9 protein-coding genes are annotated in these 10,723 nt (G+C 62.9%); 2 read left to right on the top strand and 7 right to left on the bottom strand.

Annotation, left to right across the window (positions count from 1 at the left end; translation table 11 throughout):
• Positions 1-346 precede the first annotated feature (346 nt).
• Together E2H86_RS17335 and E2H86_RS17330 are read left to right on the top strand one after the other, a co-directional pair.
• On the top strand, positions 347-1,600 hold the full coding sequence (locus E2H86_RS17335; protein WP_133330002.1) for an OprD family porin: 1,254 nt from the start codon (positions 347-349) through the stop codon (positions 1,598-1,600).
• Between the two features lie 132 nt (positions 1,601-1,732).
• Positions 1,733-2,257: an Mpo1 family 2-hydroxy fatty acid dioxygenase gene (locus E2H86_RS17330; protein ID WP_133330000.1), complete on the top strand. Its 525-nt coding sequence runs from the start codon at positions 1,733-1,735 to the stop codon at positions 2,255-2,257.
• A gap of 59 nt (positions 2,258-2,316) precedes the next feature.
• On the opposite strand, the gene pcaC is transcribed toward E2H86_RS17330, so the two are convergent.
• From pcaC to pcaR, 7 genes are all read right to left on the bottom strand, one after another.
• A complete protein-coding gene (pcaC, locus tag E2H86_RS17325; protein ID WP_133329998.1) occupies positions 2,317-2,712 on the bottom strand; it encodes a 4-carboxymuconolactone decarboxylase in 396 nt (131 codons plus the stop codon).
• Positions 2,713-2,723: 11 nt separating this feature from the next.
• Positions 2,724-3,515, bottom strand: a complete 792-nt coding sequence (gene pcaD, locus E2H86_RS17320) for a 3-oxoadipate enol-lactonase (protein WP_133329996.1) — start codon at positions 3,513-3,515, stop codon at positions 2,724-2,726.
• Between the two features lie 11 nt (positions 3,516-3,526).
• Entirely contained in the window at positions 3,527-4,879 is a 1,353-nt protein-coding gene (locus E2H86_RS17315; protein ID WP_133329994.1) for a 3-carboxy-cis,cis-muconate cycloisomerase, read from the bottom strand.
• Between the two features lie 9 nt (positions 4,880-4,888).
• Positions 4,889-6,178: an MFS family transporter gene (locus E2H86_RS17310; protein WP_133329992.1), complete on the bottom strand. Its 1,290-nt coding sequence runs from the start codon at positions 6,176-6,178 to the stop codon at positions 4,889-4,891.
• Between the two features lie 184 nt (positions 6,179-6,362).
• Positions 6,363-7,568, bottom strand: a complete 1,206-nt coding sequence (gene pcaF, locus E2H86_RS17305) for a 3-oxoadipyl-CoA thiolase (protein WP_196171584.1) — start codon at positions 7,566-7,568, stop codon at positions 6,363-6,365.
• A 207-nt stretch (positions 7,569-7,775) separates the two neighbouring features.
• A complete protein-coding gene (locus E2H86_RS17300; RefSeq protein WP_133329988.1) occupies positions 7,776-9,122 on the bottom strand; it encodes an MFS transporter in 1,347 nt (448 codons plus the stop codon).
• A gap of 321 nt (positions 9,123-9,443) precedes the next feature.
• A complete protein-coding gene (gene pcaR, locus E2H86_RS17295) occupies positions 9,444-10,319 on the bottom strand; it encodes a pca regulon transcriptional regulator PcaR (protein ID WP_230385215.1) in 876 nt (291 codons plus the stop codon).
• Positions 10,320-10,723 lie beyond the last annotated feature (404 nt).

The following is a 10,723-nucleotide window of genomic DNA, read 5'->3' as shown; positions in this document are numbered from 1 at the left end:
AAAAACCGACCATGCCAGTTAAAAACTGTTACCTATGTGCGTGAACTGATTTGTAACCCATGTGGGTGAGTCATACCAGCAGGCGGTTTTGCGTCCCTTTTGCCAAGACAAAAGGGACCCGCCGTAAAGGCGGAAGGGGCCAGTAGCGCCGCTACACAAAATGGACCGTTCCCAGTTCCAATGCCAATGCCAAGCCCCCGACCCAAAGTTGATTAACCAACCAGAACATCTCCGTTCGATTACCGCCCAAAACCGCTTGCGACGAATTGCCTCCCCCCTTCCTTCCCCGCACCATCCCCCTGCGCAACACCCAGTTTCTCCAATAAAAACAAGAGATTCATCACCGATGAGCACTTTCGCACCCGCACGCCAGCTGCTGCCCGGCCTGTTGGCCGTTACCTGCACCCTCCCCGCCTTCGCCGCCGAAAACGGCTTCCTGGAGGACGGCAAGGCCACCCTCAACCTGCGTAACTTCTACATCAACCGCAACTTCGTCGACCCGGCCCATTCCCAGGGCAAAGCCGAGGAATGGACCCAGAGCTTCATCCTCGACGCTCGCTCCGGCTTCACCCAAGGCACCGTCGGTTTCGGCGTCGACGTGCTGGGCCTGTACTCAGTCAAGCTCGACGGCGGTCGAGGCACCACCAATACCCACCTGCTGCCGGTTCATGACGACGGTCGCCCCGCCGACGATTTCGGTCGTCTGGGCGTAGCCCTCAAAGCCAAACTGTCGCAGACTGAACTGAAAGTCGGCGAATGGATGCCCGTACTGCCCATCCTGCGTTCGGACGACGGCCGCTCGCTGCCGCAAACCTTCCGAGGTGGCCAGATCACCTCGCGCGAAATCGACGGCCTGGCGCTGTATGCGGGTCAGTTCCGCGGCAACAGCCCGCGCAACGATGCGAGCATGGAAGACATGTCGCTCAACGGCCGCACCGCCTTCACTTCCGACCGCTTCAACTTCGCCGGCGGCGAGTACACGTTCAACGACAAGCGCACGATGATTGGCCTGTGGGATGCCCAACTCAAGGACATCTACCGCCAGCAGTACGTCAACCTGGTGCACAGCCAGCCTCTGGGCGACTGGACCTTAGGCGCCAACCTCGGTTACTTCACTGGCAAGGAGGACGGCGCCAAGCGCGCTGGCGACCTCGACAACCGTACCGCCTCTGCGCTGCTCTCAGCGCGCTACCAGGGTCATACGTTCTATATCGGCCTGCAGAAGGTCAGCGGTGACGATGCCTGGATGCGGGTCAACGGAACCAGCGGCGGGACATTGGCCAACGACAGCTACAACGCGAGCTTCGACAATGCCAAGGAGCGTTCCTGGCAAGTCCGCTACGACTTCAACTTCGCCACCGTCGGCGTTCCCGGCCTGACCTTGATGAATCGCTACATCAAGGGCGACGAGGTCACCGCTGGCGGTGTCGACGACGGCAAAGAGTGGGCCCGCGAGACCGAGCTGGCGTACGTGGTGCAATCGGGGACGTTCAAGGACCTGTCGGTGAAGTGGCGCAACTCCACCATTCGCCGGGACTTCAGCACCAATGAGTTCGACGAGAACCGCTTGATCCTGAACTATCCGCTGAACCTGCTGTGAGGCGGGTGGCCGCTGCGAGGGATAAGCTGGATACACCGCCGTCGACCGCCGTCATTCGCTGAACTGATGATGGTGGTAGCCGGCGGCTATCCTCAGCTATAGGGGTACCTGCGCACCCAGGGAGGTCCATCCATGAAAACCCTCGTCGAGCACCTGAGCCAATACGCCAACTACCACCGCGATCCACGCAATATCGCCACCCATTTCGTCGGCATTCCATTGATCGTGGTCGCCGTGACCATTCTGCTATCGCGTCCGGGGTGGGATCTGGTCGGGGTCTGGTTTTCACCTGCCCTGCTGGCGGCGGCGGCCTCGGTAGGTTTCTACCTGCGTCTGGACCTGCGCTTCGGGCTGGTCATGGGCCTGCTGTTGGGCTTGTGCCTGTGGCTGGGCCAGACACTGGCGATACAGGCAACCGGGCTGTGGCTTAGCGCGGGATTGGGCGCGTTCGTGCTGGGTTGGATCATCCAGTTCGTCGGTCACTATTACGAAGGCCGCAAGCCGGCATTCGTCGATGACGTCAGTGGACTGATCATCGGCCCGCTGTTCGTGGTCGCCGAGGCGGCGTTCATGTTGGGGCTGTGCGGGCAGTTGAAGCAGGCCGTGGAGGCCAAGGCGGGGCCGGTAGGGATTCGGCAGAAAAAAGCGACGGTGTGACCAGTATCGACCTCATCGCCGGCAAGCCGGCGATGAGGTCAGCAGTCACGCATCCTTGCTCAGGACTGACGCGACTCCACGCCCAGTTCATCCCAGACCGATTCGGCCAGGTGGAAGGTGGCATTGGCCGCAGGGATGCCACAATAGATCGCGCTCTGCATCAGCACTTCCTTGATTTCCTCGCGGGTCACGCCATTGTTGGCGGCGGCGCGCAGGTGCAGCTTGAGCTCTTCGTTGCGGTTCATGCCGATCAGCATGGCAATGGTGATCAGGCTACGGGTGTGCCGGGGCAGGCCCGGACGGGTCCAGATGTCACCCCACGCGTGGCGGGTGATCATTTCCTGGAACTCGCCGTTGAAGTCGTTGAGTTTCTCCAGGCTGCGGTCCACGTGGGCATCGCCGAGCACTGCGCGGCGGACTTGCATACCGGCGTCGTAACGTTGTTTCTCGTCCACGGGAGCGCTCCTCAGTGGGCCAGCAGGAAGTCGAGCACGCGGCGGCTGAACGCCTCGCCGATCTCGACGTTGGACAGGTGCGCGGCCGGGAAATCGACATACTCGGCGCCGGCGATGGCGTTTTGCATGAAGCGCCCATGTTCCGGCGTGGTGACCACGTCCTCGGTACCGGCGACGATCAGCGCAGGCACCTGGATACGGCCCAGTTGCTCACGGAAATCGGCATCGCGCACCGCGGCGCAGTTGGCGGCGTAACCTTGCGGGCTGGTCTGCGCGAGCATCTGGCAGATGCGCTGGGCCTGCTCGGGCTGCGCTTGGGCGAAGCCTGGGGTGAACCAACGGGCGATGGAGGCATCGCGCAGATCGACCATGGCCTGCTGACCACCCTTGAGCACGGTGTCGATGCGGGTGTTCCACACCTCGTCGTTGGCGATCTTGGCGGCGGTGTTGCACAGGGTCACGCTGTGCAGGCGCTCGCCGGCGTTGATGGCCAGCCACTGGCCGATCAGGCCGCCCATCGACAGGCCGACGAAGTGAGCCTTGGCGATGTCCAGTGCATCGAGCAGCGCCAGCACGTCATGGCCAAGCTGTTCGATGGTGTAGAAACCCTCGCTGACCAGCGAATCGCCATGACCACGGGTGTCGTAGCGCAGCACACGGAAATGCTGGCTCCACAGTGGGATCTGTTCGTCCCACATGCCCAGGTCGGTGCCGAGCGAGTTGGACAGGACCAGGACCGGGGCATCGGCCGGGCCCTCGATCTGGTAATTCAGTACGCCATCGGCCAGTTGCAAGTGCGCCACAGCGGTCTCCTTCAGGCAGTGAAGCGTTGATGTTCGGCCACCGCCCGCGCCACCCAGACGCGGGCCTGGCCCAGGTAATGGGCGGGATCGAGCAAGCGATCGAGTTCTTCGGCGGTCAGTTCGGCGCTGACCTGCGGATCATCGCCGAGCACGGCGCGCAGATGCCGCTGTTCGGCCACGGCCCGCTGGCAGCACTGCTCCAGCAGATGATGAGCATGGTCGCGGCCCAGGCGTTGGGCCAGCACGATGCTCACCGCCTCGGCCAGCACCAGGCCTTGGGTCAACTCAAGATTGCTGCGCATGCGCGCGGCATCGACTTGCATGCCGTCGGCGATCACCTGGGCCTGACGCAGTGCGCCGGAGACCAGGCAGCAGATTTCCGGCAGGGTTTCCCATTCGGCATGCCACAGGCCAAGGCTACGCTCGTGCTCCTGGGGCATGGCACTGTACAGCGTCGACAACAGGCCAGGGATCCGGGTAGCGGCGCCGATCAGTACCGCGGCACCGACCGGATTGCGCTTGTGCGGCATGGTCGAGGAACCGCCCTTGCCTGGCGCCGATGGCTCGAACACCTCGCCGGCCTCGGTCTGCATCAGCAGGCTGAGGTCACGACCGAACTTGCCCAGGGTACCGGCCACCAGCCCCAGCACCGAAGCGAATTCCACCAGGCGGTCACGTTGGGTGTGCCAGGGTTGCTCGGGCAAAGCGAGTTCCAATTGCTCGGCCAACGCTTCGGCCACCGGCAACGCCTTGGAGCCCAGGGCGGCAAGGCTGCCCGAAGCACCGCCGAACTGCAGCACCAGCAAGCGTGGACGCAGCTCCTTGAGGCGCTGACGATGGCGCGTCAGCGCGCCGAGCACTCCGGCGAGCTTCATGCCCAGGGTCACTGGCGTGGCATGCTGCAGCCAGGTGCGCCCCACCAGTGGCGTGTCGGCATGTTGCAAGGCCTGCTGGGCCAGGCTGTCGGCCAGCTTACCCAGGTCGGCTTCGAGCAGGTCCAAGGCAGCGCGCACCTGCAGGATCAAGCCACTGTCCATCGCATCCTGGCTGGTGGCGCCCAGGTGAACATAGCGTTCGGCCTCGGGTACACCACTGGCAATCACCTTGCCCAACGCCTTGACCAACGGGATCGCCGAGTTGCCTGCCGTGGCGATGGCGTCGGCCAGGGCGGCCACGTCATAGCGCTCGGCGTGGCAGGCTGCCTCGATGGCCGCCACCGCGCCGTGCGGCACCAGGCCAACCGAGGCCTCGGCACGGGCCAGGGCGGCCTCGAAGTCGAGCATGCCCTGCAGGCGACCCCGGTCGCAGAAAACCTCGCGCATGGCCGGCGCGGTGAAGTAGGCATCGAACAATTGATTGCTCATGCAAGATCCTTAGTCATCGTGGTGCAGGTACGCGGCCTGCTTCGGCAGACGCAGGCTGAACAAGAAGGCGATCGCCATCATCGCGGTCACGTACCAGTAGAAAGTGTTTTCCATGCCCAGGGTCTTCAGGCCCAACGCCACGTATTCGGCGGAGCCGCCGAACATCGCGTTGGCGATGGCGTAGGCCAGGCCCACGCCCAGGGCGCGAACTTGCGGCGGGAACATTTCGGCCTTCACCAGACCACTGATCGAGGTATAGAAACTGACGATGCACAGTGCCAAGGTCACCAGCACGAATGCCATGAACGGGCTGCTCACGGTCTTCAGCGCCATCAGCAGCGGCACGGTGAAGATCGTGCCCAGGGCGCCGAACAGCAACATGGAGTTACGTCGACCGATTCGGTCGGAGAGCATGCCGAAGAACGGTTGCATGACCATGTACAGGAACAAGGCGCCAGTCATCACGAAGCTGGCGTTCTTCGCGGTCATGCCAGCGGTGTTGACCAGGTATTTCTGCATGTAGGTGGTGAAGGTATAGAAGATCAGCGAACCACCGGCGGTGTAGCCAAGCACGGTGATGAACGCTGCCGCGTGATTGCGGAACAGCCCTTTGATGCTGCCGGCGTCCTTGTCCTTGCGGGTTTCTGCGCTGCTGGTCTCGTGCAGCGAACGGCGCAGCATCAGCGAGATCAGTGCGGCGATGGCGCCGACCACGAACGGGATCCGCCAGCCCCAGGCACGCAGTTCGTCCTCGGTCAGCAATTGTTGCAGGATCACCACCACCAGCACTGCCAACAGCTGGCCGCCGATCAGCGTCACGTACTGGAACGAGGCGAAGAAGCCACGCTGGCCCCGCAACGCCACTTCACTCATGTAGGTCGCGGTGGTGCCGTACTCACCGCCCACCGAGAGGCCTTGGATCAGGCGGGCAAGCAGCAACAGTGCCGGTGCCAGCGCCCCGAGGGTCGCGTAGGTGGGCAGACAGGCGATCATCAGCGAGCCGAAGCACATCATCAGCACCGAGATCATCAGGGAGTTCTTGCGGCCATGGCGGTCGGCCAGACGGCCGAAGATCCAGCCACCGATCGGGCGCATCAGAAAACCGGCAGCGAACACGCCAGCGGTGTTGAGCAATTGCACGGTAGGATCATCGGAGGGGAAGAACGCAGGGGCGAAATAGATTGCGCAGAAGGCGTAGACGTAGAAGTCGAACCACTCCACCAGGTTGCCTGAAGAAGCACCGACGATGGCGAAGATGCGCTTACTGCGCTCTTCTCCGGTGTAATAAGTTGAAGTCATGGCGGTTGTACTCCTGGAGGGTCGTAGGTAAGTCTAGACATACCTAGTAACACACTCGTTCCGCTTTAGGACAGGCAATTGGCCTTCAGTCGAAGTTATCAAACCCAGCGCAGGCCAACCTTGATCGACGGGGTTGCGTGGTTCCCCATCGATCCCGACTGGCCTGCCCCGGATCCGATAAACGTCAAACGCGCTCGATCGCCAGTGCCAGCCCTTGGCCGACACCCACACACATGGTCGCCAGGCCTTTGCGCCCGCCGCTCTTTTCCAACTGGTGAAGCGCGGTGAGCACCAGGCGTGCGCCGCTCATGCCCAGCGGATGGCCCAGGGCGATCGCGCCGCCGTTGGGGTTGACCTGCGGTGCATCGTCGGCGACTCCCAGCTCGCGCAGCACGGCCAAGCCTTGGCTGGCAAAGGCTTCGTTGAGCTCGATGACATCGAAGTCGGCCACCGCCACGCCCAGGCGTTCGGTCAGCTTGCGCACCGCCGGCACCGGGCCGATACCCATGACGCGCGGCGCCACGCCGGCACTGGCCATGCCCAGCACCCGGGCACGCGCGGTCAGTCCGTGTTTCTTCACCGCATCGGCCGACGCCAGGATCAACGCGGCAGCACCGTCGTTGACCCCCGAGGCGTTGCCGGCGGTGACGGTCTTGTCAGGGCCGTTGACCGGTTTGAGCTTGGTCAGTGCCTCCAGGGTGGTGTCGGGACGCAGGTGCTCGTCGCGCTCGACCACGGTCTCGCCCTTCTTGTGGACGATGCGTACCGGCACGATTTCTTCATCGAAGAAGCCTGCAGCCTGGGCCGCGGCAGCTTTCTGCTGGCTGCGCAGAGCGAAGGCGTCCTGGTCGGCGCGCGAGACCTGGTAATCGTCGGCTACGTTGTCCGCGGTTTCAGGCATCGAGTCGACGCCATACTGCTTCTTCATCAGCGGGTTGATCAGGCGCCAGCCGATGGTCGTGTCTTCCAGCTTCATGTTGCGCGAGTAGCCGCTTTCGGCCTTGCCCATCACGAACGGCGCACGGGACATCGACTCGACGCCACCGGCGATCGCCAGCTCCATCTCGCCGCTGGCGATGGCGCGGAAGGCAGTCCCGACGGCATCCATACCCGAGGCGCACAGGCGGTTGAGGGTCACGCCCGGCACCGTATCCGGCAGGCCCGCCAGCAGCAGCGCCATGCGCGCTACGTTGCGGTTGTCTTCGCCGGCCTGGTTGGCGCAACCGAAGAACACTTCGTCGAGCTGGTCCCAGGCCACCTGCGGGTTGCGCTCGATCAGCGCCTTGAGCGGCACCGCTGCCAGGTCGTCGGCGCGTACGCCAGCCAAGGCGCCGCCGAAGCGACCGATAGGGGTACGGATGGCATCACAGATGAATACGTCGCGCATCAGACTTCTCCTGCCACATGGCCGTGGGCCGCGGCGGTATGGGTTTCGATTCCTGGTCAGGGTTCTACGTGGAATCCAGATTAAGGAGAGTACCTGGACTGAACAATCCGATAATCGACTATATGTGCGATTATCGAACTAATTATTGCGCCCCTAACGACCTCCATCGACCTGTCACCGGAAACTCGGCGACAGGTCGATGTCATTCCCTCAGGTGGCGTCAGCGTGGCTGACCAAGCCCTTGATGATCACGCCTACGGCGGCCAGCGCCGCTGGCACCAGCAAGGCGGTCAGCACCTGCTCGAAGTTCCAACCCAGGCCCAGCAGGGTCGCACCACTCCAAGCGCCAAGGATGGCGCCGAAACGCCCGATACCCAGCATCCACGAGACACCGGTGGCACGCCCTTGGGTCGGGTAGAAACGTGCGGCCAGCGAAGGCATGGCTGACTGCGCACCGTTGACGCACATGCCGGCGATCAGCACCAGGGTGGCGAGCAAGGTGATGTTGCCCAGGCTTTGACCCACGGCGTAGGCGAAGATCCCGGCCAGCAGGTAGAAGATGCCGATGACCTTGTGCGGGTTGTAGCGGTCCATGGCCCAGCCGACAGCCACGGCACTGAGCACCCCGCCAAACTGGAACAATGCTCCGATGAACGCCGCCTGCTCCATGCTCGCGCCGCTGTCGCGCATCAGCGTCGGCAGCCAGCTGGTGAGCAGGTAGACAATGACCAGACCCATGAAATAGGTCAGCCACAACAGCACGGTGCCCAAGCCATAGGTGCCGGAGAAGATCACCGCGAAGACGTTGCGGGTGGCCACGGCTTTCTGTTCCGGCACGCTGAAGCTGGCAGCCTGGGCCACCACCTCGGGGGCGATGGGCGCCAGCGTCTTGCGGACCTTATCGGTGCCACGGTTGCGTACCACCAGGAAACGGGCCGACTCCGGCAGCCAGACCATGAGCACCACTACCAGCACCAGCGGCAGCACCCCACCGACGACCAGGAGGCTGTGCCAGCCGTAGGCCGGGATCATTTTCGCCGACAGGAAGCCGCCACCCGCCATGCCCAGGTTGAAGCCACAGAACATGCTGGTCACCAACAGCGACTTCAGGCGCTCGGGGGTGTACTCCGACAGCAACGTCGTGGCATTCGGCATGCCCGCCCCCAGCCCCAGGCCAGTCAGCAGTCGCAGAACCAGCAACTGGTCAACGTTGGTGGCATAGGCCGAGGCGAGACTGAAGCCGCCAAAGACCAGCACCGCCCCAACCAACACCATCTTGCGACCGAACCGGTCGGCCAATGGCCCGGATCCCAGGGCGCCGAAGACCATACCGATCAGCGCCGCGCTCATCACCGGACCGAGGCTGGCGCGGTCGATTCCCCACTCCTGGGACAGGGCCGGCGCAATGAAGCCCATGGCGGCAGTGTCAAGGCCGTCGAGGAAGACTATGAGGAAGCAGAGGATCACCACCCGCCATTGATAAGCGGACAATGGCTGCTGATTGATGAACGTTTGAACGTCGAGGCAATTGCCGACAGTCGTTTGCGGTTTGTTCATTGTTGTTATCCAGAAATTGGGCACAGGCACGTCACTGCACGTGGCAACAGGCGCAGGGTCGGTTAGCTAGGGAAAGTGGCCTGGGTCAGCCTGGATACAACAGGTCTGCGCACGGGTGCGGCCGTGGCAGGCGGGGGACAGTAATCATGCTATGTGCCTCTGATGTTTTTCTTGTCCGGTCGGCTTGGCCGACCGCTGCAGAAGACATTAATCAGCGGCAGGTTTACGCGCAATTCGCCAAGCACGACACTGTGCGTTTATCGCACAGGAATAGCGCGTCGGGGTCCAAAACGGGGCCGACCGGCATTCCTGTGCGCAGGTTCAGCCGAACAACTGATGGCACAGATCACGGCTCGCTGCCAGGAGAATCGGCAAGAAGCGCTGTTCCAACTCGCTGCGGCTCACCCGTCCGACGTGAGTGCTGACATTGAGGGCCGCGAGCACCTGGCCGGAAGCATCATAGATCGGCACCGCGATCGACCGCAGGCCTTGCTCGAGTTCCTGGTCCACCACGCACCAGCCCTGCGCCCGGACTTGCTGGATGCAGGCGAACAACGATTCGGCGTCGTGCAACGTACGACTGGTACGCGCCTTGAGGTCGGCCCGATCCAGGTACTCGCGCAAACTGGTGTCATCCAGCGCCGCCAGCAGAATCCGCCCCATGGAAGTGCAATACGCCGGCAACCGCCCCCCCACAGAAAGGTCGACCGAGATCAAGCGCTCCACGGTCGCCGAACGGGCGATATATAGAATGTCGTCGCCCTCCAACGTGGCCATGTTGGCGGCTTCGTGCAACTTGTCGCTGATGCGGTCCAGATACGGCTGAGCGGACACCGCCAAGGGCGTCGACGACAGGTAGGCGTGACCCAACGTGAGGACCTTGGGCAGCAATGAATAGGTGCGTCCGTCGGTGGTGGCATAGCCCAACTTGATGAGGGTATGCAGACAGCGCCGCACGGCCGCGCGAGGAATTTCAGTTCGGTGGCTGATCTGGGCGATGGTGAGGTGCCGCTTGCGCTCCTGGAAGGCCTGGATGACCGCCAGCCCCCTGGCCAGGGAGGTCATGAAGTCCGGGTCGCCGGTAAACGCCTGGATGCGCTTGGCCGGCGAGGCCACGATCGGTGGCGCCAGGGCTGGGACAGCGGCGCGTTCTGGCTCGCTGCTGGCAGTCTCGACGACCTGGGTTTCGTCGTTCATCGGTCACCTCAAAAATAACGCTGGTTCGTGCGATTATCGAACGAACGGCCGATAATCGCAATTGACCGCTGCCACATTTGCTTATACCTTGCTCATGCCACATGTGGCTTCTTTGGAGAGACTGGTCAGGTACCCACCGTAGAAGTCCCCAGGCAACGGCCTCGCCTTGTGCGGGGCCGTTTTATTTGTGCCTGCGCATTGGCGAACTTTCCGAGTTCGCCCCTTTCAAACTGGTTAGCGATAGCAGGATGCGTTGTTTATCCTCAAGCATTATCGTCCCCCCCGGTCAATAGTCGGTAAAGATCCCGCCGGGGCGTTTTGTCGATTGCTATAATCGCCCGCGCCTGACTGAACGCTGCACTGCCGATGGTGCAATACCATTTTGGCACTTTCGTGCGCACGTC

Source organism: Pseudomonas putida, from assembly GCF_004357765.1.
GTDB lineage: Bacteria > Pseudomonadota > Gammaproteobacteria > Pseudomonadales > Pseudomonadaceae > Aquipseudomonas > Aquipseudomonas putida_U.
This window is presented reverse-complemented; position numbering and strand designations above follow the sequence as displayed.

Coding starts and splice junctions, on each gene's coding strand:
- E2H86_RS17315 (WP_133329994.1), bottom strand. CDS start 4,879: ATGAGCAATCAATTGTTCGATGCCTACTTCACCGCGCCGGCCATGCGC.
- E2H86_RS17330 (WP_133330000.1), top strand. CDS start 1,733: ATGAAAACCCTCGTCGAGCACCTGAGCCAATACGCCAACTACCACCGC.
- E2H86_RS17300 (WP_133329988.1), bottom strand. CDS start 9,122: ATGAACAAACCGCAAACGACTGTCGGCAATTGCCTCGACGTTCAAACG.
- E2H86_RS17310 (WP_133329992.1), bottom strand. CDS start 6,178: ATGACTTCAACTTATTACACCGGAGAAGAGCGCAGTAAGCGCATCTTC.
- pcaR (WP_230385215.1), bottom strand. CDS start 10,319: ATGAACGACGAAACCCAGGTCGTCGAGACTGCCAGCAGCGAGCCAGAA.
- E2H86_RS17335 (WP_133330002.1), top strand. CDS start 347: ATGAGCACTTTCGCACCCGCACGCCAGCTGCTGCCCGGCCTGTTGGCC.